Below are 26,204 nucleotides of genomic sequence, written 5' to 3'. Positions count from 1 at the left end.
CCCACCCAGCCAGGCTACCGCGCAGATAATTAGTGCCCAATCCCCGTCGCACACCCCACGAAACCCCAGGCCAAAGCCCCAGCCACCACATCACCCCAAACAGTGGCACGAGTCAGGAGGAGGAGCATTCATTGAGCTTTGTGTTTAGACAGTTCACGCCGGATGAGCAGGTGTGGTTCGATTCGCTGGGTTTGGGCAACCCGTGGGGAAATGGGCCGGCGCGAGCGTCGGCGGCCGCAATTGATGACGAGGCCGGCGCGATGTTGGTCCCCCTGGGCGGCGGGGCGTTCGAGAGGCATGTGTTTTGGGTTTTCCTTATGGGAGGCCACAGGATCCACCTCGAAGGCGATCGCCCGCGGGGCACGGGGGCAGACGATCTGGGGACTGTTCGTAGAGACCCAGCGGTTGGATTCGGCGTGGCCGCCAGACTCGCCGCTTTGGCGCGAGCACGGGATTTACCGGCTGTTGCGGGACGCGTTCGCCGCGAAGGAAATCGGCGCATTGTGGTGTGCCGTCCAGGACAGTTGAATTTGCATTTTCACGGCGATTTCGGAAGGCACTTGGAGGCGGCATGAACACCGTAACGATCAACACGGGCGGCAAATCTTTCCCCGTTCGTGGAGCCGTCTGCACGGGTAAGAGTAAAGGGTTGACTGGCGAAAGGATCTGGCGATGAGCCTCGTCTATCGGGAACTAACCCGCGAGGAACAGGAGGCACTCGCCGGCCTGGGCCTCAAGAATCCGTGGGCCGATGGCCCCGCGATGTTCGGTGACCGGGCGGCGGTCGACGTCGAGCGCGGCGTAGTCGTCGTCGCCATGGGCGGCGGCAACTTGGGCGGCGGCAACTTGGGCGCGGCAAACTATTGGGCGCTGGTCGTGGGCACAGACGTTTTGGTGCTCCGGGGGGAAAAAGGCTTCCGGTCCGTCCACCCCGCCGATCCTCGATTGATTGTGTGGGTTGACCGTGGGGTCCCCGGGAACTCGCCGTTGTGGCACATCCCGGATCTCTACAAACTGCTCAAGCAAGGGCTGTTTATGGTTGTCACGGTTGGTGATACTTACGAGCCGGGACGGATATGGTTCCGAGGCCTGGTCGGAGATTTGGTGGAAAACGCATGAGCGGAAGAACCTCGGCGGCGCCCGAGCGCCGGGCTGCTGGTAGGCGTGCTGGCAGCGTAGTTCGTATGCACAGGTTCGTGACAGACCCCGGCTCAATAACGTGACCGTCGACAAATCGTGGGCCTGGTCGGTCCCGCGCGGTTGGCCCGCGTGGACGCGGCGCTGCGGGTGCACCTATCCCTCGACCGAGGACGATGCCGCCCCCGCAGAGAAGGGGACCCGTCAAGTCCGCAGTTTGCCGGGTCTGCGCCGGTCAGGGAGCGCGCGTTGGGAGCAAAGGGTGCTTCGCCGGCGGCAGCGGAACGGCCGGGTAGTCGAAACGGTAGGCCGCTGGGGCTCCGATTAGCTGATCGATCACGCGATCCAGGTCTTGCGGATCGTCCAGGAAGCGGATGTAGTGGAGGTGGCGGAGGAAGGCGTAGGTGCCCTTGACTTTGCCGGTGGTGTTGTCGAACGCGGCACAGGGTGTGGCGGTGATGGCGGCGAAGACCATGCCGTGGAGGCGGTCGGTGATGACGAGTTCGGAGCGGGCGAATCGCCGCCATATGCGGCGCACCGCGCGGCGCCGCTCCCGGCGGCTGAGGTTGCCGGGAATGACGGTGTCAATGGTCTGGCTGGGCAGTTGTTTGAGCTCGAGGATGCGGGCGGCCGCCGCTTGGAGCCCCCGGTTCGCTTGTTCCCGGTCGGTTCTCAGGCAGACGAGCACCCCGCTTCGGCGGCGGCTGGTGGGCGCGTTGTGTGTGGATAGCACGGAGTCTGGGACCAAGGTGGTCTGCGCGGTTGGGAAGTGGCGGCGCGCGAAGTCGAGGGAGGCGCGGTCGCGGAGCATGAGGGTGAGGCGGCGGGCGGCCTGGTAGGCGGCTTGGTTGCGGCGGAGCCTTTGCTCCGCGTCTGGCCCTTGGTCGTAGTGGCAGGTTTCGGGGAACACCAGGATGTGGTGGTCCTTGAAGCGTTGGATGATGTCGGTGATCTTGTCGTCTTCGAGTGGCCAGACGGTTCCGAGGTTCCCGCCGCCGTGGATGGCCACCAGGTCGTCGGGGGCGGCGTGCGCTTGGATGCAGGCGGCGTGGCGGTGGTAGGCGCGGTCTGCTATTTCAATCACTCTGCCGCGGAATCCGCCGTCCGCGAGGAGGTGTCTGACAGCGAGGACAATGGCGTGGTCTCCCAAGTTCCCATGGGTTGGGGTGCCGAGCAGGAGGACACAGCGGCCGCCGCCTCGCCTGGCCCACGCCCGGCGGACCGTCAACGAGGCCCGGAAGGCTCCGCGTTCGGCGCGGCGCTTGGCGCGGCGCGACCAGGCGGGGGCGTGCCGCCCGAGGGCGGCGCGGGCACGGGCGGCCAGGTTGCGGTTCAGCCAGGCGGCGACCGCGGCCGCGACGGCGCAGCCGGCCGCAGTCCAACCGACGCCCGGCAGGTAGTAGCAACAACCCACAGCCGCGCAAGCGGCCGCCAGCGGCCAGGCCGTGGCGGGGCGGACGCGCAGCGCGACGATCGGCCGGAGGTCTTTGAATCGGATCGCGATCATGACCGCGAAGGCCGCGATGGTGGAGGCGGCGGCCGCCCAGATCCCGATCACCCAGACCAGCGCGAGGTTGACGGCCAGGTTGACGGCCCCGGCGATGATCGAGGTTTTCATAGCGCGCCCGGTCAGCCGCGTGGCCGTGTACACCCCGGAGGGGATATTGGCGATGCCGTGGAGGAACGCGCCAGCCAGGAGCGGCGGCACATAGGCCCTGGCGGCCGCGAACTCGGGGCCGGCCAACAGGGGGAAGACGACGGCGGCCCCCATCATGACCACCATCAGCGCGCCCCCGAAACCGCGGATCGCATGGTCCAGCACCCGGTTGAAGAAGACGTCGCGGTCTTTGGCCGCGATTTGCTCGGCGGCGGATTCGGCCCAGGCCAGCGCGAACACCGCGCAAAGCAGGTCGAGCACCAGCGCAAACCGGTTGGCTACTCCCAGGATCCCGGCGGCGGACACGCCCAGGGCGACCGCCACGACGGTCCTGTCGGACAGCGTGATGGCCCACCACGCCACGGAGGAGACCACCAGCGGGCCTGAGAACGCGGCCATGGCGCGCCACAACCGGCGGTCGCCGGCCCGCCACGAGATCAAAGAGCGCAGCGGCAACCGCGACCCCGTGACGATCGCGGCCACGACGGCGGCGGCCGTCATGCCCACCAGCATGCCCTCCAGCCCCAGCCGAAAGCCCACAACAAGCCAAAGGTTGACCGCCACTGCTGCGACCGCGCCCGCAAGGCCCGAGAACGCGAACGCCGCGGTCTTGCCCAGGCCACGCGCCGCCTGCGTGGCCAGTCCCGACGCGGTTGCCGCCAACAAGTAGGCCGCGCAGAGCGGCGCGACCCGCCACCCGAGCAGCGCCCCCACCGCCCCGCCGATGACGCAGACGGGCACGGTGGCCGCCGCCGCCGCGATCAGAGCGGTTGAGACCAGCGCGCGCTGCCTGGCCGGGTCTTCGCGGGCGTCCACCAGGAACCGGAACAAAGCGGAGGCGACGTCGACCGTCAACAAGGGCCCCGCCAGCGCCGCGATGGTGGCGACCAGGTCCGCAGCACCGTATTCGCCGGGGCTCAGGAACCGGGTGTAGACCGGCAGCATGGCAAGGTTGACCGCGCGGGAGGCGAAGCTTCCAGCGCCAATCATGACCGTGGCCCGCGCCAGGCGCGCCCCCCTACCCATCACGCCGCCCGTGGCGCGCTTGGGGCGGCGGCGCGGCCAGGCCCTGCAGGCGGCCCCGCAACACCCCCCAGGCCATCTTGCGGTCCCGGCCCGAGCCGGCCACGGCGGCGATCAGCGCCCTGGCGGTACTTCGGGCGATCAAGGCCGCCCACCCCAGCGGGCCGAGCCGCAGCCGGTGGACCCGGCCGGTGCCGCGGGCGTAACGGGTTGCCCGCTCCACCGCCAGGGCGAGGTCGGACGGCTCGGCCGCGCCCTCGAACAACACGACCTCGGGGCGATGTTCGGGGCGGACGCCGGCCGCGAGCGCCCGCAGGAGCCAGTCGGTGCCCTCACCGGACTGCCAGGGGGTGGCGGCCCCCACGCCGAGGGTCTCGTCAAACCCGCCCACCCGCGTCCACGCCTCGCGGCTTATCACCATGCCCGCCTCGGAGGCGTGGGTCCACACCGTTCTCCGGCCGAGCGGCCGGGGCCGTTCCGCTATGCGCCACCGGGAGCCGCCGTCCGCCGACCGGAGGCTGCCGACCACCACCCCGCCGGGCTCCAGCGCGGCCCAGGCCCGCTCCAGCGCCTCGGGGGCGTGCCACGAGTCGTCGTCCGGGAACGTCACCGCGTCCCAGTCCGGGGTCGCGGCCCCAACGCCCCGGTTCCGGGCCGCGGAGATCCCCCTGGTACAGCGGACGATGCCGACGGGCAAGTCGTCGAATCGGGCGGCGGCGGCCTGCACCAACGCCGGGTCGCCTTGCAATGCGACCACCACCTGGACCGGCGGCAGAGTCTGCCGGGCCAGGCCTTCGAACACGGCGGCGATCGCGGAGCGGGTCCCCAGCGTTGGGATTACCACCAGGACTCTTGGCCCGCCCGGCGGCTCGCCCGGCCCGGCGGATGGGTCTGCCAGTTGGCGGGGCGGGTCGGACGGGCCCGCCAAATCGCCGGGCGCTGCGGAGAGGGCTGCCTGCTGGCGACGCGCGGCGGCCGCCCCTTGGAGCGCCCGGGAACCCGGGGTTGGGCGGCGGCGGGCGGGGACCTGGGGCGCGGCTATCAACCCCCAGGCGGGGACTGTTCTGGGATAGGTGGCCGCCATTAGCAGGAGCGCCGCTATCAGCGGGAAGGCGCGGCCCTCCGCGACGTACATCATGCGGGGCAGTTCGAGGATGGCGACAAACAGGCACGCATAGGCTGGCAGGGCGACCGGCCCGCCGCGGCGCAGGGCGTTGTAGAGCCTCCCGACCACCAGGCCGAACACGGCCCAGTAGACCAGCGCGCCCATCATGCCCAATTCCCCGAAGCTGCACAGGAAAGACCCCGTGTTGGTGAACTCGAGGTTCCCGAATTGGTGTCTGGTGTTCCACCACCATTCGGACGACGGCCTACCGTCGACAATGCCGGGGCCAATCGCCGAACCGACCAGCGGCGCGTTGAATAAGAAGGACAAGACGGCGGCGGGCGGCGCCTCGCCGGTTGGGAAACTGGCGGCGTACATGGCGCTGTTGTCGAAGGCGGTGGTGTAGTAGCCCACGAACCGCAGCGAAACCCATGACGCAAAGGGCATTGAGGAGGTCTCCTGCCGGAAAACCCAGCTCCGGGTGTATTCGGAAGCCGCGAACAGCAACCAGACTGCGGGGCCGGCCAGCGCGGGAGCGGCCTGGACTAGCAGTCTTGCCCCCGCCCGCTTGACGGGGACGGCGGTGACGGCCGCCACGATGAGGGCGGGCACCGCAACCTCCATGAGGGCGAGCCTCTCCGCGTAGAACAGGGTACGGAACGCCGCCAGGCCGAACAGCGACCAGTAGGCGCGGCCACCCGCTCCGAGCCGCCGCAGGATCGCGCCCAAGGCCACGGCCAAGGGCCCCAGTTGGGTGAACGTGGTCAACCCGGCGACGGGCCGGGCCATGGCCTTCAACTCCCCGATCGCGCCCCCCTCCCGTGCGAGCACCGCCTCGAGATCCGCCATGCCCACTCCGCCCAGGACGGCGACCCCAATCCACAGGCCGTAGCCCATCCAGGCCAGGCCCAGCAAAAGGCGGCTGGCGCGACGCAAGTAGGCCACTTGGCGTGGCGAAAAAGCGATGGTCGCGGCGCGGGCCCCGCTTGTCGGCAAGGCCGCCAGGATCACGGCCACCAGGCACACCGCGAATAGCAACGCCAACACTTGGGACAAGTTGGCGTCCAGGTGCTTGGGTGTGCCCCATTGCTCCCGGTACACCGAGTCGGGCAGCAGGACGGCCATCAGCCCGGTCCCTCCGGTCAGGACGAGCAACGCCCACGCCGGGTGGGCCCACCATGGCACGCGCAGGTGCAAGATGCGCTCCCCCGCGCCCGCCCCGAATGGAGAGGTCGCCGGAGGCGCGGCAAGTCGAAGCCCGCGACCTCCCGCATCCGCCCCGCGAGGCAAGGTCACCGGCCCGCGTTGTCGCCGAGCGGGCCGGGCGGCGGCGGGAAAAGCTCTGAGGACCCGCTGCCCTGGCGGACGCGGTTCAGCATCACGCCGCAGACCTGCCCGAACACGGCTTCGACCGCGGCCACCGCCCGGCTGGCCTGCGACAGGGTGGTCTGGCCGGCCCGGACCACCAGGATCGCCTGGCCGACCAGCTTAACCAGCAGCGCCGCATCCGGGTGGCCGGACAGGCTGCGCGAGTCCACTAAGACGTAGTCGTAGCGTTCCGCCAACTCGTAGAACACTTTGCCCATTCCGGGGCTGGCGAGGAGCGCGGCCGGGTCGGGCGGCGCGGGCCCCGCCGGAAGCACGTCCAGGCCCGGCTGCCCCGTGCGCCTGATCGCGCTGTCCAGGCTGGCGCCGCCGGTCGCGGCCGTGGTCAGGCCGACCGAGTTGTCCCAGCCGAACCCGCGGGCCAGGCCCGGGTTGCGCAGGTCGCCGTCCACCAGCAGCGTCTTGGCCCCCGCGCGGGCCAGCAGCGCCCCCAGGTTCAGGACCATGGTGGTCTTGCCCTCGCCGGCCACCGCGGAGGTGAACACGACCGCGAGCTTCTCGCCGCCGAAATCCAAGAAACGCAGGTTCGCAGCAGCCGCCCGGTAGTCCCTGGACCGCCGCGACTCCGGGTCCGCCAGGGTCACGGGCACCGGGCCGGTGTCCGGGTCGAACCGGACCATGCCGATGACCGGGGCGCTGGTCACCAACTCGACGTCTTTCGACACGCGGACGCGGCGTCCGATCGCCGCGCGGATGAGCGCCTGGACATATCCGCAGCCCAAGCCGATGATCGCGCCGAGCGCCAGAATCCGTTTCCAGGCTGGCGCCGACGGCGCGCCGGGCAGCATAGCGGGCGCCACGAGCCGCGCCCGCACCAACTGCTCGCCCCCCGGCATCATGTCACCTACCGCCGCCACCAGTTGACGCGCCACCGCGTCCGCCGCCTCGGCGGCCCCCTCGGGCGTCCCCGCGGACACGGTCACAGCGATGATTGTGGTCTTGGACAGCACCCTGGCGGAGACCCGCCCCCGGAACGACTCGGCCGACCCCTCCAGTCCCAAGTCCTTCATTGCGGGTTCCAGCACCAGTTGGCTGACCGCTATCACCGCGAACGAGTTGGCCTGGCTCTCGGCGAAAGTCGTGCCGGAGGTCAACTCGCCCGCCGTCTCGCCGCTCACCGGAGACAGCAGCACGTTGGTGGTCGCTTTGTACTCGACCGGCGTGCGCCACACCATCCAGGCCGCCACCAGCAAACCGGCCAGCAGCACCGCCAGAATGCTCCGCCACCGCGCGGCGGCCACAGCCACATAATCAGCTAGCTCCATCACTCGCTCTCAATCCGTTCGCCACTCACGCACGGCGAGAGCGTCCTCGTATACCCGCAAATGCGCCCGCGTCGTCTCCCGCCAGGAGAACCCCGCAGCCCACGCTGGGCCATCGGAGCGGACGTGCGCCAACCAAGCCGAATCCGCCAACGCCCGCTCCAGCCCATCCCGGATCGCGGCGCGATCCACGCCGTCGAGGCGCCACGCCGGCCCCGCCACCTCCGCCAGGGAGCCCCTGTCGCTGCACACCACAGGCGTCCCACAGGCCAAAGCCTCCAGCACAGGCAGCCCGAAGCCCTCGTACAAGCTTGGGAAAACCAGCGCCGCCGCGCCGCGCGTCAACGCCACCTTGTCGGCCTCTGAGACGAATCCGACATAGGTGACTCTGCCGCTGCCCAGAATCGCCTCCATGGACGGCGCCGCGTTCCAGGCCGGCCGGCCGGCCACCACCAGCGGCGGCAGACGCGGGTCTGAGACCGCCGCGACCAGTTCCACAAGGTTCTTTCTGGGCTCGATGTTCCCCACGTACAGCAAGTATTCCCCCCTGGGCGCCCCAAGCCGCGCCAAAGCGTCCTGGTCAACCGGGCCCGGCCGGTAGAGGCCGTGGTCCACCCCCAACGGGATCACGTGGATCGCCGCCAGATCCGCGCCGAACACCGCCACCACGTCCGCCGCGCTTGACTGGGAGTCTGTGATCAATTCGTCGCAAGTCGCGACCGCCCGCCGCACGCGCCCGCGCCACACCGCCTCTTGCGCGGGGGTCCGCGCCACCCGGACCCAGCGGGAGGCGACCCCGTGGACGGTCACCACCGCCGCCGCCGCCGGCCGGAGCAGCGGACCCGTGTCGGACGTGTAGTGCAGCACCTCGCCCGGGCCCCGCCGCGCCAGACCGGCCCTCGTCTCAGCCCAGGCGGTCCCCGCCCGGGTGCGGCCCGCCGGGAGCCGGCCCACGGCCACACCCTCCTCGGCCAGCGAAGACGCCAGCGCGCGGGCGTAGGTGGTGTTCCCGCCAACATGCCGGTTCAGCAGCCGCCCCGGCAACCACACCTTGCTCACGGCCATGAGGCCACCGCCCCAGGCCCGCCATCCGCCAAGACCGGCGTCATGCCCGCCTGGCCGATCGCGATCTCGGTGAGCCGGGCGTGCGCCCAGGCGTCGGCGTGGCGGTCGAGCGCCCAGCGGCGCCCTTCGGCGGCGGCCTGACTGCGGGCGGCGGGGTTGGCCAGCAAGGCGCCCAGCGCTTCGGCCAGGGCCGCCGGGTCGCCCGGCGCGGGCCTCGCCCCCAGGGCGGGGCACTCTTTGACGTCGCCCACGGCGGTGGCGACCACCGGGCGCCCCATCGCGGCCGCCTCCAACGCTGCCAGGGCCGCCGCCTCCCAACGGGACGGCAAGACGACCACGTCTGCGGCCGCGTACCAGTCGCGGGGGTCTTCGACCGCGCCGGGGAAAACCACCGGCAAGCGGCCCGCCAACCGCCTGGTCTGGCCGAGCAGCGGCCCATCGCCGACCAGCGCCAGGCTCGCGGCCAACCCGTCGCCGACAAGCCGGGAAAACGCCTCCACCAGCAAGTCCTGGCCCTTTTGGCGACAGAGGCGGGCGACGCAAACGAGCAACACGGCATCGGGCGGCAAACCGAGCCGCCGCCTGGCCGCCGCCTGCGGACGGGGCGACCAGTGGTCCAAGTCGACTCCGTTGCGGGCCATGGCGAGGCGGTCCCAGCAGGGGGGCAGCGCCAACGCCTCCTCCCGGCTGAGGCACACCACCTGGTGCGTCCAGCACAAAGCCGCCCGCTCCCAGGCCTTGGCCGCGAAGGCAGCCGGTCCTTCCACCGCCCACCAAGACCAGCCGTGCGGCTCGAAGACCGTTCGGACGCGGCCCCGCACCGCCAGTCGGCCGGCCAGACCCGCCTTCGCGGCGTGCAAGTGCACCACGTCGGGCCGGAAATCCGCGACGACGTGCCCCAGCGCCACCGCCTCGCGCCCCATTCCGGCGACGGGCGAGCGGACCGCCCGCCACGGGCGAACCTCGACTCCGGCGCCCGCCAAAGCCAGCCCCAGGTCCCCCGCCGGGTCGCAGGCCACCGCCACCCGCAGCCCCAGGCCCGCCTGGTAAGACGCTAGACCCCGCACCACGGCCGCCACCCCGCCGTCCGAAGGCTGGCTGACGTGCAGCACCGAGGCGCCTTTCAGCCCGTCCGAACGCATTCGCGAACCTCCTCCACCAGTTCGGCACGCGCCTTAGCGAACCGGGCGCGGGCCTGGGCGACCTTACTTGTGTAGGCCGCGCGGACGGCATCGTCCGCCAACAACCCCCGGACCCTCTCCACGACCCGGTCTACGTCGAAACGACGGGCCGGGAAAACCCAATCCTCCAAGCCCAGGTCCTCGAACGCGCCGAAGCCCTTCCGCTCATAGGCCAGGTGCACGGCGAAGTGGCCCGCGCCGAGCGCCGCGACAGCCGCGTGCAGGCGCATCGCGACCACCACGCTGGCCGGGCCGTCGCCTGTCAGCTCGTCCCGTGACAGCAGGTGCCTGGGGAGCATGGATTCAGCCGCCGCTCGGTCGTCGTTGCGCCGCACCGCAGACTGAACGAACCCGTCGCACTCCCCCAATTCGGCGGCCAGTTGCCTGACCGGCGCGGGCACCGCGCCGCGCAGGGCCCTCACGGACAAGACGGGCACTTGCGCAAGCGGCCCCGGCCGCGAATCGCGCCAGCCCGGGGCGAGCAACCCCATGTCCGGGCAGCGCCGAGCACCGACCCCCGCGAGTTCCGCCTGGGTCCGGCCGTCGCGGGCGAACACGCGGTCCACCCGGCCCAGCCAGCCCGCCACCGGCCGGCGCCAGCCGAACCGGCACGGCCCGACCGACTGCGGCAGGTAGACCACGCCCCGCCCGCGCCGCGCCGCCGCCCGCAGTTGCGGGACCTGCACCAACGCGCTGACCAGCGCCTCCCGGACGGTTCCGAACCGCAGGTACCCGCCGCCCACGCCCAGCACCAGGTCGAACTCCCCGATCCCCGCCAAGACGCGCCGGTATCCAGGATCCCAGCCGTGCCAGGATGGCCGGGAGTCCACCACGCGCAGGCCCAATCCCGCGAACGATGCCGGGTCCGACGCCGCTACCACCACTTCCGCGCCGCCGCCCAAGACCTCCCGCGCCAAGGCCGCCGCCTCAGCCAGCAGCAGACCGTCGCCCTGGTTGCCCGCGCTGTAGGCGTGCAAGACCAGCGCCCGGGCCGTGCCCGCGCCCCTTGTTCCGTCTGCGCTCATCGGCGCCTCATCCTGGGCGAGACGCGCACCGCCGCGCGGGCCAGCGGCGGGCTCGCCGCGATCAGGGCGAGCATCGCGCGGGTCCGCCAGCCGATCAGCGGGTTGCGGCTCAATGAGCGCCGGTTCAGGACCAGCCAGTCCGCGGCCTCGTCCCAGAACGCGAGGTCCCCGCCGTGGCGGGCCATCCGGTACAACAGGTGCAGCCGCGCGGCCGCCTGGAAACGCTCGCGCTCCGCGCCCAATTCCGCGCCCAACGCCGCCTCCGAGCCGAAGCGGAACGCGTCCAACTCGGCGAACAGCGCCCGGTAGCTGTCCACGTCCAACCGCCCCACCGGCCGCCAGGTGATGGAGCCCGGCCGCTGGCGGTAGTAATACACCAGGTCAGGCACGTACGCGACCGCGCGGGCCGCCGCCAGCAGGCGGTAGGAGACGGCCACGTCCTCATACAGCCTGCCGACCGGGAACCCGATTCCGCTCTCGCGGAACAAGGCCAGTTGGTAAATCTTGGCGCAGACCGACAGGTCGCCGCCGCCGCCCGTCAACGCGCGCCGCACCGCCTCCTGGGAAGAGCAGACTCCCAAATCGCCAGGGGCGATGGGACGCGGCCGCGGCCGGCCGTCCGCGACGTCCCAGCGCCCGCCGACCGCGATCTGCGCGCCGTGCCGACGGGCTGCCGCCGCCAGCGCCTCCACGGCGTTGGGCGCCAGCCAGTCGTCGGCGCCCGCGAACATCACCCACTCGCCACGCGCCGCCGCCAGGCCCTCGTTCAGCGCCGCCGCCGGCCCCCGGTTTGGCGTCCGTACAAGACGAACACGGTCGTCGCACGCCGCCGCCGCGGCGGCGACTTCGGCGCTGGCGTCCTTTGACCCGTCGTCGACCACGATGACCTCCAGCCGCTGGTGGGTCTGCGCCAGCACCGACCGGAGGCATTCGCCCAAGTGGCGTTCCTCGTTGTAGACGGGGACCACCACAGACACCAGATTCCCGCAGCCGTCGCCCGTGTCCGGGACGCGGTCCCCAACTGGGAGGCTGGTTTGGGGCCGCCCTGCGGCTGCGGCGTGCCGTTCGCGACGCCTTGCCGCGTTGCGGGGCGTGGCGTTGGGCGCGGTACCGCCATCCTGGCCGCGCCCTCGCCCGCGGACCCGCTCCGCCATGGCCCGCAGCGGCCCCCGGATCCCCCGCGTGGCCAGCTGGAACGCCTTGGGGTTGGCCACCAACGCCGCCACCAGCAGCTTCTCCTTCCACGCCACCCGCCGACTCGCCCAGACGAACCTGGCGTTGCGCCGCAGAGGGCCGGCGATGGGGAAAAAGGCTTCCAACGCCCCGCCCTGCCGCGCCAACCGGTACAACAGGTGCATACGCTGGGCGACTTGGAAGCCGACCAAGTCGTCCCGCAATCCGGGGCAGTCCACCCGGACGAACGAGGACAGTTCCCGCAGCATGGCCAGCGCGTCGCGCCCCGCCGCCGGATCGACAGGCCGCCGCATCAGGCTCCCCGGCCGCTGCCGGTAGAAGTACAGGCATTGCGGAAGATACGCCACCGCGCCCGCGCGCCAGGCCAGCCGCCACACCGTGGCGGCGTCCTCGCACAGCCTCCCGTCGGGGAAGCGGACGCCGCCGGCGAACAGCGTCATCCGGAAGATCTTCGAATGCGCGAACAACTGCGCCGGGCCACCCGTCAAGAAGCTCCGCAGCGCCTCCTCCCCTGTGGTCGCCACGTCCGAGCGGCGGGTGACGGGCAACTCGCCGAAGCCGTCCGGGCCCACCCTGACCAAGCCGCACGCCGCCATGTCCGCCCCCGCCTCGAGCGCCCGCCCTAACAGCGTCTCCACGAAATCCGGCGCGACCCAGTCGTCCGCGTCCACGAACACCACCCATTCACCCCGTGCGGCCGCCAGGCCCTCGTTGCGGGCCGCCGCAGGACCGCGGTTCTCGTTGGAGATCAGCCTGATCCGGCCGTCCCCGCCGGCGGCTTCCAGCGCAGCTGGGCCGCCGCCGTCCGTCGAGCCGTCGTCCACCACCACCACATCTAGCCGGGGATGCGATTGGGCCAGCACCGACCGCACGCACCGTCCCACGTGCTCCCGGCAGTTGAACAGCGGGATCACTACGGACACCAGCGGCCACCCCGCGTCCAGCGCGGCGGCCGCGGGCGGCGGCTTCGCCGGGTTTGCGCGGTGGAGTGCGCGGCCTCCCATCCAGACCGGGAGGCGGCTCCGCACTCCCCGTGTGGCGACCCGGAAGGCCGTCTCGCTGGCGGCCAGCAGCGCAGTTCTGGCACGCAAGACACGGGGAGCCAGCCGCGAGCAGCAAATCAACCGCCACCGCTCCACCAGCCATGGGGCCACCGCGTCCCACCAGCCAGGCTGCTCACGTTGGCGGCACATCCGCACCAGCAGCCGCACCCTGGTTACCGCCTCGAACACCAACGCCTCCTCGGCGAGGCAAGGCCACGCCCTTCTCACGAAGGCGCCGACTTCCGCGACCATCGCCAACGAGTCCCGCACCGCCGCCTGGTCGATTGGCCGTTCCATGATGCTGCCGGTCCGCCGCCGGTAGAAGTACAGCACCTCAGTCGTGGTCGCCACCCGGCCCGCGGCGTGGAGCAGCCGGGGGACCAGGAAACAATCCTCGAACAGGCGCCCCTTGGGGAACAGAAAGCCGCCCCCGAACAGGCTTCGACGGTACAGCTTTGTCCAAGCCACCACGGCCGCCTCCGCCCCAAGCAGGAGGCGACGGACCGCCGCCTCGGCGTCCTCGCACACTGGAGCCCCCAGCGCCACGGCTTCCCCGTCCGCGTTGACGCCTCCGCAGACCGGCACCCTCGCCAAGCCGCACTGCGCTATCTGCGTACCGAACGAGGTCGCGACGGCTAGCAGAGTCTCAACGAACCGGGGCGCGACCCAGTCGTCGGAGTCGACGAACGCCACCCATTCGCCCCGTGCCACCGCCAGACCTTCGTTGCGCGCCTGCCCCAAACCTTGGTTTTCGGTCCGCACCAGCCTGACCCTCGGGTCGGAGGCGGCCGCCCGCCTGGCGATCTCGCCGCTGCCGTCCGTCGACCCGTCGTCCACCACGACCACATCCAGATGCCGGTGCGTCTGCGCCAGCACCGACTGAAGGCATGCCCACACGTAGTCGCGGACGTTGTAAACCGGGATGACCACGCTTACCAGCGGCTGCCCGTGTGCCTCCGTCACCAGTCCTCCGCCGCGCTGCGCGCTATCGCCGGGACCGTGCGAACCAGCACCCGCAGGTCCGCGAGCGGCCCGAACCCGCACACGTACTCCAGGTCCAGACGCAGGCTTTCCGCCACCGTGAGCGAGTTCCGCCCGCTGACCTGCCAGAGCCCGGTGATCCCGGGCCTGACGTCGAGCCGTTTGAAGTGCTCCGGCGCGTACTCGGCCACCTCCCGTGCGACCTGCGGCCTGGGGCCCACCACGCTCATCTCGCCCCGCAGGACGTTCCAGAACTGCGGCGTCTCATCCAAAGACCAGCGGCGCAGCACCCGGCCCACCCGTGTCACACGCTGGTCGCCCGGCACCTTGAAAAACACCGCGGCGCAGGCCCGCTCCGCGATCAGCCCGTCCACCAGGGCGTCCGCCCCCACCGCCATGGTCCTGAACTTGAGCAGGGTGAACGGGCGGCCGCCCAAGCCCACGCGTTCTTGTCGGTAAAACACCGGCCCCGAATCGCCCAGCCTGACCGCAGCCGCGATCAAGGCCCACAGCGGTGCCAAGAAGGCAAGCGCCGCCAAAGAAAACGCCACGTCAAAGGCCCGCTTCGCCACCCACCACGAGCCGCGCCTGCCGGGACGTGCCCCGCCCGCCGCCCGAAAGGGCGGGGACTGGGCGGTCAGATCACCCCACTGCGTTGCCGACACCGAACATGCTCCCCTCGAATCTCCGACGGCCGCCCGCGTCGCTGCGGGCAGCCGACCCATGGTCCGCCAAGGGCCGGCGCCTAAATCACGGCGCCCGGCACCCCCTGGGCTGGAGGTGCCTCGCCAACCGCCCAGTCTCATATCCCTCCGCTACGTGGTGGCCGGTCCAACCGCGAGGCTTGGGCGGTCGGCCTGGCAGTTGGCCGCAGATCGGGCTCCGTAGTCCTTTCCCTTGGGCCAGGCGACCAGCGCCTACCTCTCGTTCCCCGCAAGTCTCGCGCAGCGCCACACGGAGCCTAAATGCACAAAACTACGATCTGCGTACTGATTACTACGCTGTGCGCGCCCACATGGGCCCGCTCCACACACCCATCAACTGCGGCTTGGGGGCCGTCCCGTGCTGTGTCAACGGCCCGTGGACGGCCCCCTTTGTTCACCCGCCCTGCCGGGTTATCCGGCGGGGGAGGGGTTCAGTTGGTTGTGGCGCAACGCGAAGGTGGCGAACTCCCACCTTTGCAGATACGCCCCCGGGTTATACCCCGACGCGTCCGGCCTGGTGATCCCCGCGTGAAGCAGCCAAGCCGCACCCGCGTAATACGGGCTGTCGGCCGCCACCCCCGGAACCACCACCCCCGAAGGCGCGTCATAATACGTCAACCCCTTCGCGTTGCCGAACTTCTTCCCGAACTCAGCGAAAACCGACGCGAACTCCCCCCGTGTCACCACAGCCGAAGCCGACGTCACCAGCTTCCCCTGACCATTCACCGAACTCGCGAACAACCCATTCTCCGCAGCCCAGGTCACCGCCTTGTAAAACTCGCTCGACGGCGCGATATCAGCCACCGCAGACCCAGCCGGCGGTTCATACGCCGGGGAACCAGCCAACCGGTACAAGAACTGCCCCAACGCGTACCGGTACACATACCCATGCGGCTGGAACTTCACAGTCCCATCCGCCGCCGCCGTCCCAATCGAGACGCCTTCCCGCGCCAACCAGCAAATCGGGGCGTAACCCGCATGCGACGCCGACGTGTCGGAGAACCGCAACACTCCAGAAGCCGAACCCGACGCCGAATCAGAACCACCAGCCGACGTCGCCGTCACCACCACGCTGACCGAACGGCACATGTCAGCCATACCCAACCGGTATTCATCATCTGTCGCGGCGGCGATCGGCTCCCCGTCCGCGAACCACTGATACGACAACACCGCATCCGACGGCTCAACCACCGCCTCCACCGACAACACCCCGTTCACCTTCACGTCGCCAGACACCAACACGCCCGAAACCACCGGCGGGGGCTTGGGCAGTGCCACCAGACCATCGATAGCGTCCAACAGCGCCTGCTCTGCCTCGTCCACCGCCTCCTGGGTCGCATCCGGGTTTTCCAACGCCACCTGCCCGGCCTCCAGCGCCGCCTCCAAGACGGCCCACGAAACGGTCGAATAGTCCGCCTCAGCCAAAGCCGACGCATAATCCACCGCGGCCTGCAGATCCGCCTTGTAGGTCTGGCCGTACCCAGACGTGTTTACTTTCAGCCAAGCCGACCGCGATTCCTCCCTCCAGGCCACCCCCATTAGGTCCACCCAGGACCACTCCCCGGTGGTGTTGCTCGGCTTAGCCGTTGATGACATCCACCATTGATAGTTGTTCGGGTAGGGAGCCACCGGATCTTGCGCAACTACGATGGCGTAGCGAGCCCCGGTTTGAAGGCCCCGGTAACCCAGATCGACGATGTACTCTGCCATTGTCGTGGTGATCAAGTTCCCAGGGACTGTCGCGGTTGCCAATGCCGCCCCGGTCGGCTTGCCATCGCCGTCTGTCCCGTATAGGGACACCAGCACATCACCTGTCGTGTCAGCACTCAGCTTTCGGAGCTTCACGCTGACCGAGTCCAGCCAAGGGTTCCAGTTGGCAGTGAAAGTCTGCGCACGCCGTTCCTCGACGCTGTCTTTGGAACCATCCGATCCAAATCCGACGGGGACCGAACCTGAATCACCGAAGGACAGATCGATCAACGGGTCAGCGTTGTAATGCCGCAGACCATCCACCGCGTTCTGCAGGCGCGTTGTTGCCTGCCCGATTTCATTGTCCGTCGCTTCCAAATCGTTGATCGTCTGAAGCGCCTGAGCCAATGCGGCCTGGAATTCTTGCCAGGACTCGTCCAGGTAGCTGTCCAGTCCCGTTCCCTGTGCGATGTCCTTTTTCGCTTCGTAAAGCGCTTCCAAGAACTCGCGCGGGCTACCATCCATGTAAACCATCAAGTAGTTGTCATCCATCTTGTATGAGACGTTTGCCGGATAGCGCTCATTCACCCAACCGTTGTTGTACCACTTTCCGGACTTTTCGCCAGTTGCCGACGCTACGGTTGTCACATTGTTATGCCAGCCGTAGTAGGAGCCGCCGAGTGTGGGTGTGGAAGCCACTATCGCGTAGTGGGCGCCTGGCGTCAGGGCGATTTCCAGACTGGACCAGTCGATGTGTAACACAGACCCCTTGTCGACTTCTGCTGCCGGAATAGTGGACGAGGCAAGCGCGGCTCCGGTTGGCAACACATTCGAATCAGTAGCATACAGACCAACGACTAGGTCAGGCACGATGGAGATCCTGTTTCCCGGATCTTTGGTCATCTTCACGTCAATGCCTTTGAGCTTGGGGTAGCTGTTGGCAGTAAATGTCTGGAAACGCTTCTCCGCGTCGGAAGCCAGGCCGAAGCTGCTGTTTTGAGTGTAAGTATTTGTCAAGTCGATTTGCGTGGGGGGAGCTTCTGACTTGACGGGCAGCGCAGTCGGCGGTGCCGGCTCCGCCGGTCCTGTCTTGGCGGTCCCCCCCTTTGCATCGATGGAGATGTCCAGCGCGCCATTGTAGTTGACCGACAGCGTCCAGATGCCGCCGACGTAGGTCTCGATGGGCGCTTCGTATACGGTTCGGCTCCTGTCGTGCTCGTTGTCCTTGTAGCCAATATCAGTGATGGCAAAGGTGGGTTTCTCCGCAGCACCGTCGATCCGGATAGTCGCACTGCGAAGCTCCGCGTCCACGGTGTTTGGAATAACAATGTCCCGCATGTAGTCGGTGAATGATTGTTCTTTCCACTGAATTCCCGGGACCTGGCGAATCGTGTCTTGGTGATCCCACAGGTAGGCGTGATCGCTGACATAGTTCGACAGGTACACGTCTAAGTGTTCTGCCTCTTCGGTGATCACACCAAGCGTATTGGCCGGGAATGTCAGCGTCATCGAGTCGGCGCTGTTGTACTGGAAGGGAATCAGGGCGCTCTGGTTCGTTTCAACGTCCATCTGCGAGTTGTAGGCTAACCACTGGTTGCCCATCCGTTCGGCATATAGCGAGCCAGAGTACTCAGCCGGAAAGTTGTCGTCCATCCACGCCTTGAGTTCCGCCATGGTAGAGAATGCCTCATTCCACTCGGCCCCCGTCAAGGTGAGCGGCATCGCCGACGACGCCCTATTCAACTGGGTGTTCGGCGGCATGATCGGCACACTGTGGTACCTGCCGGTGGAGTGGGTCCAGCTATCGACCGCCGCCCGGTACAGGCCCAGCGGGTCGGCCGTCACCGATGTTGAAGTGGCGGAGCTGGTGATCAGCCCCACCTTGGATGCTGCGGCTACCTCATCTCTCGATGGGATTCTGATCTCCCCGGCGGCCAGCTTGCGGATTATGGGGAAGAGCACATTCTTCGCCAACGGGGTTGCCTCGCCCCATGTCTGGAAACTGTAGACGGGGAACTCAAAGTTGGTGAAGACAGTCGCTCCCGCCATCAGCGCTTGCAACACCACGTACCCGGTTTGCACCTCAGGGCTGCCAAGGGCACCCGTCGCGAAGTCGCCGCAGCCCCCGGTCCTCGGGCCAAAAATGACCCCCCGCTTACTATCGCACCATCCGTACGTGTCGGGATGGCTCCCATAGTTGCCTGCGTGGCCGGATAGCCACAGGCCGAGATTGTCAGACTCGCCTTCCAAGAAGGAGCCCGAGCCGGTCTGTTTGCGGGATACCACAAGGTTCTCCGGATAACGCCCCGACGTCACCCAAAGCCTTTCCCAATTGTAGTACGCCATCGCCCCCATAGACGAGCGCAGAGGGATGGGATCGATAAACTCATATCCACCATACTTATGAGCCAGTTGGAGTTGCGCGTCCATCTCAGCACCCCGAGCGGCGACACTCGTCCGGTAGTGCGGCTCGGTGAACGCCACTCCGATGAACGATGGGTGATCTTGGTAGATCTGCTCGATCCGAGCCTCTGTCATCAAGTAGTTTGGACCCCACGAAATCTGGTAAATCGCGTAAGTGTGATCCGGCAATGCCTCGTATTCATCCAGCCAGCTATCCAGCCGCTGATAGTTCTTCTCCTTGTCTTGGAACTCTGCGATGTCTTCCGCTCTCCCCGTTGCCCAGCCGTCGGCCGGCACCAACTCCAGACCAACAATTCCGCTTTCCCGAAGGTCTTGCGGAATTGCATGCCAGCAATCGGTGACATTATCGCCCTCCTGATAGTCGATCGCGCATGCCGGCATGAAGAGTGGATTCTCGTTGTCGATCGGCCGGCGCAACGCCGAACTGCCGTCCACCGCGGCTTCTGCACCAGGTAGGAAATCGTTGGGCCCTAACCACCCTCCGGACACGGCCAGGGCCAGTCCGGTGACCGCTGCCGCGATCGCCCGAGCCCTGTTTTTCTTCGTCAGCTTCATTGCTGTTTCTCCTTGTTCTCTCGGTCGGAGGAGCTCGATGGCTGCCCCCAGATTTGATGCGTCAATTGAAAGTCCGACGACTCGCGGGTTATAAGGGTGGGGCAGACGAGTGCGTGAATGGGCGGAGTGCCAGGTCTTTCGATCTGGTCGATCAGAGATTGCCACACTAGTTCCACGACTTTGGTCAGTGGTTGCGCCACGGATGACATCGTCGGTCGCGCAGTGCGCGCCAACACGGAATCGTCGAAACCGACCACAGCCACATCCCGGCCTGGGATGAGCCCCTGACGCACGGCTTCGAGCATGACGGCATGGCCGAACTCGTCGTCTTGACACACGATGGCCGTTGGCTTCTGTTCCGCAAGGAACTTGCCTAGAGCGGCGTCAAGTCGGGTTAGGTCGCAACGTAGCGCCAGGCTCTCCCATTGCGATGGCCGGGTCGTCTCACCGGGTCCGAAGAGCCCGGCCATCGCGTCGTACCATCCGGACCAGCGTTCCTGGCGCCGCCCGTTGTCCGGACTCGACCCAGCGTAGGCGATGCGTTGGTGTCCTCTTGCGGCCAGGTGATTGACCGCTAGTCGAACGCCGGTACCGACGTCGACGTCAACCCATGAGTGGCGAGCGTCCATGTTTCCCCACGGTCGGCCGAAGGCGACGAACGGGATGGCGTGATCGATCAGCCATTGTGGACGCTGGTCGTCGGGGTGTGTCTCTGCGATGATCACGGCGTCGACGGTGTGGCCGGCGGCCAAGCCCTCATAGCTGGCGATCTGCGACTTGTCGTTGTCTGGCACGTAGTCCAGCACCAGTCGGTAGCCATACGTGGAGCCGATGCGGGCCACCTCGCGCATGAAAGGGTCGAGGATCGACACTTCGTTGTGCTTGCCGTCTCCAACGCGGAAAGCGACAAGCCCGGCACGAGCCAACGCGAGGGCTCGAGCGCTCGCCGAGGGCCGGTACCCGGTATCGCGGATGGCTTCCTGCACCGATTTCTGCAGGTCCGGGCTGACTCGCTCGGGATGGTTCAATACGTTGGACACAGTCTGGCGGGACACACCCGCCACCTCAGCGACAGAGTAGATGGTCGCCCGGTTGTGCTTCATGACTTCACTCCGCCCGATGTTAGGCCGGCGATGATGCGGCGTTGGAATATCAGGACAACGATAACGAGCGGGATCGTCGCTACAACGCCCGCCGCCATCTGAGTCCCGAATGGCTGCTGGAACGTGGACTCGCCTGTGAATTTGGCGATAGCGACTGTGACCGGATTGACGTCAGGCCTGATTGAGACGTTGGAGGCGATCAGGTACTCATTCCAGGCGGCGATGAACACGAGAATCGCTGTGGTGAAGACTCCTGGCGCGGCGAGCGGGATGATGATCTTCCGGAAAGCCTCCCCACGGGTACAGCCGTCGATCAGCGCAGCCTGCTCGAGTTCCCAAGGCATCTGGCGGAAGAAGGTCGTTAACGTCCAGATTCCCAGGGGCAGGGCGAACGAAACGTCGGGGATGATCATGGCCTGGTACGTGTTGATCCATCCCCAGCCAGCGAAGAGTTGGTACACAGGCGTGAGAATCGCCACGCCGGGGAACATCGACGCGGCCAAAATGACGCCGAGCACGGCGGTGCGGCCCCGGAACCGCAACCGTGTGACTGCGTAAGCGGCAAACACACCGACCAGCATGGAAAATGCGGTCGTGATGCCCGCCACAATGGTCGAGTTGCCAAGAGCGCGCCCAAAGCTGTTTTTCTCGCTGAAGACTGCGCGCAGTGATTCGAGCGACATGGTGCTGGGCCACAAGTCGTTGTTGAACAGCGCCGTCGGTGGCTTGAGCGCCGATACGACCATCCAGTAGAACGGTGCCAGACAAAAAGCGACCAGCATCACAATGCCCGCGGCGAACCAAATCGCAGGCAGCCACCGACGAGCGGCACGGGGCCGCCTCATGACTCGCTCCCGTCGCGACCAGCCATCACATTGGCGCCTAGCATGCGTATGTAGGCGATGGCTATCGCGAAGATGATGAGAAAGGTGAGGGTCGAAAGGGCCGACCCCACTCCAGCCTTGAGCGCTCCGATGGACTGGCGCACCACCAGTATCGAAAGAGTCATGGTGTTGTTGGACCCGTTCGTGAAGATCTGCGGAAGGTCGTAGATCCGCAGGACGTCGAGCAGTCGGAACAACACAGCGACGACCAAAGCAGGCCGGACGAGCGGCAGAGTGATGGAGAAGAAACTCCGAACCGGTCCCGCCCCGTCCACTCTCGCCGCTTCGTACAGGTCGGCCGGGATAGCCTGTAGTCCGGCCAAGGTGAGAAGGCCGATGAAGGGCGCCGTTTTCCAAACGTCCGCGATTATGATGGCCGTCTTGGCCGGCCATTCGGCACCGGTCCACAAAATCGACGCCCCCAATAAGCTATTGGCCACTCCCCCCACGTTGAAAACCCACTTCCACATGACGGCCGCCACAGCGGTCGGTATGGCCCACGGCACCAGAATCGAGGCACGCACGATCGCGCGTCCTCGGAACGCGCGGTTCATGACCAGCGCCATCGCCAGGCCGATTAGCACCTCAAGCGTCACTGAGGCTATGGAAAAGAAGAGTGTCGTGTGGATCGAGGCCCAGAATTGCTCCGAGAGGTCCCCGGCCAAGACCTTCACGTAGTTGTCCAGGCCAACAAACTCGGGGGTTTTGGCCACCGGGTCGGAGAAGAATGACCGCCAGACGGCTTGCACCACCGGGTACCCGATTACAGCCGCGAGCACCACAAGGGTCGGCGCGACGAGCCAGGCGGCCGTCCGGCCTTCGCCAGGCGCTCCGCTCTTTCCGAGAAGACGAGCGCGCTGTCGGAGGCCCTTCGCTGTCTTTGACTTGGTCGCGCCAGTCATGGCCTCACCTCGCTGTCCGCCAACTGCCAGATGCAGGCGCAGTTGGCGATGTGCATGCCCTCCGCCGCACCGCCCCTATCGGGGTCGAAGTCGACCGCGAGCATATCGGCAACGAGGCTGCGCACATCTTCGTCCAAGCCCAGCCTGCGCGCCACCATCACATGAGCTGCCGGAGACAACGACGAGTCGTGAACACAGTACGGCTTGTAGTACGTGTATGCTGCACGCACCTGGCGATCAGTGAACTCATCCGGAAAGAGCGACATGAGCAAGATGACATCGGCCTGCTTCAGGCAGCGGGACCGATACAGTTTCTCCTGAGTCACGTGCCACCCAAACGCCCTGGTGCGGTCCCGCCACAATCCGTCAATGTCGATCTCCGCGTACTCCTCGAAGTCGGCCGCTTGCAGTGTTAGCTCAAGCCTCTCGTCGTATGGGATCGGCAACGCCCCGGCCAACCGTTCGAACTCGCCGAGTTCGTCCAGGCCAACCTCGAGTTTCGCTTCGAGCATCGCCCACGCCGTTTCGTCAGCAGCCATCAGCCTGTACGCCCACGCGACGGCCTGCTCCAGATTGAACCTCACCATCCGGTTGGTGAAGGCGTTGTCACGGGTCATGGGCGAGTACTCGTCAGGTCCCATGATGTTGATCAAATGCGCCGCGCCCAGGTTGTCCCAGTCAGCCCGGTCGACCCAGTAGCGCGCTGTCTCGATCAGGATCTCCAGCCCGCAGGTCCACATGAAGTCCAAGTCGGCGGTCGATTCAACGTAACGTACGATCGCATAAGCAATGTCTGCAGTAATGTGAAGTTCCAGGTCGGCATATTCCCAAAGCGCGCATTGCTCGGTGCCATCCAAGCCAGATTGCCACGCGTACTTGGCGCCACCACAGTGGTACACGGCTGCGTTCGCCCTGGCACCGTCCAGTGTGCGGTAGCGGTATTCCAACAGCCCACGGGCCGCGGCAGGATCGGTGGCAATATAAAACGGCAATAGGTAAATCTCCGTGTCCCAGAAATAGCGGCCGTAGTACGCCTCGCCGGCGAAACCTTTGGGACAGATCTGCGTAGCTCCCGGGAAAGCCGGCGTGCAGCGCAGCATGTGATAGGTCGCCCACCTAAGGTGCGGCACGTCCACCGCCACCGCCCCGTCCGCCCTGTCGGCGGCCCATGCCTCCATCCATCGCTCGCCCGACTTGGCCAACAGACGGCTCCACCCCGCTTCGCAGGCCCGTCCCAGCTCGCGCACCGCTCTATCCACACACGAGCCACCTGCGCCCAGGTCGAATTGCGCATCCCTACTGGTTGCGACGGCGGTCACCTTCGTGAATCCGAAGACCTGCCCCGGCCCTGCCTCATCAGACCATGTCAGCGTAGCTGACTTTCCCGTCACGCCAGCGCTTGGGCAGGCGGTGGTCGGGGTATCGAAGACGACACGCGACACTAGAGCGACCCGATCGCCCAGATCGGTGGCCACGTTGCACGACAACAGCGTCCCGTCCGCGTCCAATTCTTCGGCTGTGAAATGGTAGTGCCCGTTGGTGACCACATCAGCATCGATGCCGGTCTCCCAAGCCAGAACGGGCGAACCGGAACGAATCTCGGCCCGAACGCGCTGCACGAACAGATGCCGGTTCGCCTTGCTGGCGAACCGTTCCCAGACAAGGTCAATCACGCATCCCGACATTGTCTCCCAGGTCACTTTCCGACTCAGCAGCCCAACTCGCCAATCGAGTTGTCGCTCGAATTTCGACACACTGGAGGTGCCCATGTCGAAGACCTCACCGTCAGCAGCGACACGGACCCCAAGGAACCAAGGCAGGTTGAGAACGACCTGCCTCAGCACGGGGTGATAACCCAAAATGATGGGAACGTACACTCCCTGCCGGGAAACCGGGTGCGCTTGGGTCTCTACCGTGACCGACTCCTGCCGCCGCTCGTACCGGACATTCTGCAGGTCAGAGGCAAGCCCTTCTTCGAAACTGCCGCGCACGTGAAGATAGCCATTCCCCTGTGCCAAAAGGCCCTCCCATGCCTTGTTCGTGGCGGACCCCCACTCCATCTGAGTCACAGTCCAGGGATCCAACCGATGAGCGGCACCCGACAACGACCCGTCCGCCCCGTCACGAGCACAAGATTCTGCGGCGGGCATCCGTAATGTCATCGGGCACTCATCTCTCTTCTTTGCGGTCGGATCCCCGGACAATCGGACAATCACTTGCTGGCGTCGATGACCTTCTGCAGCTTGGTCTGCAGATCGTCCAGCACTGTCTTCGGGTCCGCCTTATCCTGCAGCGCCTTGTAGATGCTGGTGCTAATCACCTCACTAAACTCCGTGTACGAAACCGCCAAAGGACGCGAGACCGCGTTAGCAAGAGCCTCCTTCATGGCAGCAAAGTACGGAATCTGGCCCCGGAGTTCGGCGTCGTCGTACAACGACTCGCGAACCGGCGGCTCGCCCATCTCTGTGATGACCCGCTTCTGGACACTCTCGGTAAGCATGTAGTTGATGAAGTCCTGCGCAGTCGCCGGATTCTTGGTGGCCTTGGAGATCGCGAGGTTGTAACCTCCCAGAGTCGAGGCACCCAGGCCAGAGCCGCCCGGAATAGTGGCGATGCTGAACTTGCCCTGGATTACCGAGTCCTCGCCTTCGGCCTCGGCCAAGTTGTACACGTACGGCCAGTTCCGCAGGAAGAGCAACTCGCCAGCCTGGAATGCCCGCCGCGATTCCTCCTCCTGGTAGGTAATGGCCTCTTCGGGAATGTAACCGTCCTTGAACCCGTTGATGAGGAAGGCTAGGCCGGCCTGTGCCTCCGAGGTGTTGACCGAGGCGTTGCCTTGTGCGTCTAGAAGCGCGCCACCCGCCGAGTTTACGGCTTCGGAGAAGTTGACCGTCAGCCCCTCGTACTGGGCGTACTGACCGGCGTAGCAGCCCATATTGTTCGTCCTGGCTATTTCGCAATCCTTGATCAGCTCATCCCAAGTGATCGGTGCTTTCTCGACCAAGTCCGAACGGTAGAACAAGAACGCAATGTTGGTCTTGTACGGTGCCGCATACAGCGTGTCGTTGTAGGTGCCGGAAGCCACCGTCGACGCGAACAAGCCCGTCGTGTCAACATCGTCCAAAGGCAGCAGCCAGTCACGAGCAGCGAACTCCGCCGTCCAAGTGACGTCCAACCCGGCGACGTCGTAGGTACCTGCGCCAGCTTGGAAGTCCTGCACCAATGCCGAGCGCTGGTCATCAGCCTTTTCGGGCAATTCCACGAACGTGACCTTTTCGTCGGGATGCGCCGCGTTGAACTCATCAATGATCGCCTGAAGCTTGCCGGTCACATCCTTGCCCTGAGCATACGTGATCGGCCCCCGCCCCAGAGCGGACGCCTGATTGCTTGATCCGCCACTCGGCTCGCCACTCGTCGAGGCCGGTGAACCGCCCGACGAGCAAGCTGTCAGAGCCACGGCCAGCAACGCTGCCAGGCCGGCTGCGATTGTTGTCTTTCTCATTTCTTAACTCCTTTGTCTTAGACCTGCGCGAACGACCGTCGTTCGTATGATCCGCTAACAACACCGGACGGCACCCATGCCGCCGTGGCTTCGCTCGGAGGCGACACTCAACGCCATTTGAGCGCTCAAATGGTCGCGTACCCCCATGCCCAAGCCCGCCGCCACCGACGCTACACCAACAAGTATTGAGCGGTCAAATGCAAGGGGTATCCAGATGACTGCCCAGCGATGTCGGAGGTCAGGCCTATGTTGGGCTCATGCTTGACAACCCGGTCGCTGGCGTCGATTACCCGGAGCGTTTGGAGCATCTGCGCGCGTGGTTCGCCACTGACGCGGACTGCCTGGACTACTTGGACTGGCTGCGCTGGCCGGACGGGTTCGT

14 protein-coding genes and 1 pseudogene are annotated in these 26,204 nt (G+C 66.8%); 1 reads left to right on the top strand and 14 read right to left on the bottom strand.

Annotated features, from left to right (window positions below; translation table 11 throughout):
• Positions 1–672 precede the first annotated feature (672 nt).
• The gene (locus tag LBC97_12260) at positions 673–1,119 is read left to right on the top strand and encodes a hypothetical protein (GenBank protein ID MDR2566798.1); all 447 of its coding nucleotides are present in this window, start codon (positions 673–675) and stop codon (positions 1,117–1,119) included.
• A gap of 253 nt (positions 1,120–1,372) precedes the next feature.
• Here LBC97_12260 and LBC97_12255 read toward each other — a convergent pair whose 3' ends face one another.
• From LBC97_12255 to LBC97_12190, 14 genes and pseudogenes are all read right to left on the bottom strand, one after another.
• Positions 1,373–3,820 (bottom strand): polysaccharide pyruvyl transferase family protein, encoded by a 2,448-nt coding sequence (locus LBC97_12255; protein ID MDR2566797.1) that lies wholly within the window; start codon positions 3,818–3,820, stop codon positions 1,373–1,375.
• Between the two features lie 370 nt (positions 3,821–4,190).
• A pseudogene (locus LBC97_12250) lies at positions 4,191–4,901 on the bottom strand (glycosyltransferase).
• Between the two features lie 1,313 nt (positions 4,902–6,214).
• Positions 6,215–7,573 carry a polysaccharide biosynthesis tyrosine autokinase gene (locus tag LBC97_12245; protein ID MDR2566796.1) on the bottom strand — a complete coding sequence of 453 codons (1,359 nt, stop codon included), beginning with the start codon at positions 7,571–7,573 and terminating at the stop codon, positions 6,215–6,217.
• A gap of 9 nt (positions 7,574–7,582) precedes the next feature.
• Positions 7,583–8,629 carry a glycosyltransferase family 4 protein gene (locus LBC97_12240; GenBank protein MDR2566795.1) on the bottom strand — a complete coding sequence of 349 codons (1,047 nt, stop codon included), beginning with the start codon at positions 8,627–8,629 and terminating at the stop codon, positions 7,583–7,585.
• On the bottom strand, positions 8,626–9,777 hold the full coding sequence (locus tag LBC97_12235) for a glycosyltransferase (protein MDR2566794.1): 1,152 nt from the start codon (positions 9,775–9,777) through the stop codon (positions 8,626–8,628). The genes LBC97_12240 and LBC97_12235 overlap by 4 nt, the downstream gene beginning before the upstream one ends.
• A complete protein-coding gene (locus tag LBC97_12230; protein MDR2566793.1) occupies positions 9,759–10,841 on the bottom strand; it encodes a polysaccharide pyruvyl transferase family protein in 1,083 nt (360 codons plus the stop codon). The genes LBC97_12235 and LBC97_12230 overlap by 19 nt, the downstream gene beginning before the upstream one ends.
• Positions 10,838–14,041, bottom strand: a complete 3,204-nt coding sequence (locus LBC97_12225; GenBank protein MDR2566792.1) for a glycosyltransferase — start codon at positions 14,039–14,041, stop codon at positions 10,838–10,840. The genes LBC97_12230 and LBC97_12225 overlap by 4 nt, the downstream gene beginning before the upstream one ends.
• Positions 14,038–14,724 (bottom strand): sugar transferase, encoded by a 687-nt coding sequence (locus LBC97_12220; protein ID MDR2566791.1) that lies wholly within the window; start codon positions 14,722–14,724, stop codon positions 14,038–14,040. The genes LBC97_12225 and LBC97_12220 overlap by 4 nt, the downstream gene beginning before the upstream one ends.
• Positions 14,725–15,174: 450 nt before the next feature.
• Entirely contained in the window at positions 15,175–19,431 is a 4,257-nt protein-coding gene (locus LBC97_12215) for an FIVAR domain-containing protein (GenBank protein MDR2566790.1), read from the bottom strand.
• The gene (locus LBC97_12210; protein MDR2566789.1) at positions 19,428–20,534 is read right to left on the bottom strand and encodes a substrate-binding domain-containing protein; all 1,107 of its coding nucleotides are present in this window, start codon (positions 20,532–20,534) and stop codon (positions 19,428–19,430) included. The genes LBC97_12215 and LBC97_12210 overlap by 4 nt, the downstream gene beginning before the upstream one ends.
• The gene (locus tag LBC97_12205; GenBank protein MDR2566788.1) at positions 20,531–21,379 is read right to left on the bottom strand and encodes a carbohydrate ABC transporter permease; all 849 of its coding nucleotides are present in this window, start codon (positions 21,377–21,379) and stop codon (positions 20,531–20,533) included. Before LBC97_12205 ends, LBC97_12210 begins: the two co-directional genes overlap by 4 nt.
• Entirely contained in the window at positions 21,376–22,197 is an 822-nt protein-coding gene (locus tag LBC97_12200; protein ID MDR2566787.1) for a sugar ABC transporter permease, read from the bottom strand. The genes LBC97_12205 and LBC97_12200 overlap by 4 nt, the downstream gene beginning before the upstream one ends.
• A gap of 119 nt (positions 22,198–22,316) precedes the next feature.
• Positions 22,317–24,380: a hypothetical protein gene (locus LBC97_12195; GenBank protein MDR2566786.1), complete on the bottom strand. Its 2,064-nt coding sequence runs from the start codon at positions 24,378–24,380 to the stop codon at positions 22,317–22,319.
• Between the two features lie 152 nt (positions 24,381–24,532).
• On the bottom strand, positions 24,533–25,822 hold the full coding sequence (locus LBC97_12190) for an ABC transporter substrate-binding protein (GenBank protein MDR2566785.1): 1,290 nt from the start codon (positions 25,820–25,822) through the stop codon (positions 24,533–24,535).
• Between the last annotated feature and the right edge of the window lie 382 nt (positions 25,823–26,204).

Source organism: Bifidobacteriaceae bacterium, assembly GCA_031281585.1.
In the GTDB taxonomy this organism is placed as follows: domain Bacteria; phylum Actinomycetota; class Actinomycetes; order Actinomycetales; family WQXJ01; genus JAIRTF01.
Note: the sequence above shows the minus strand (reverse complement) of the source record. Positions and strands in the feature narration are given on the sequence as shown.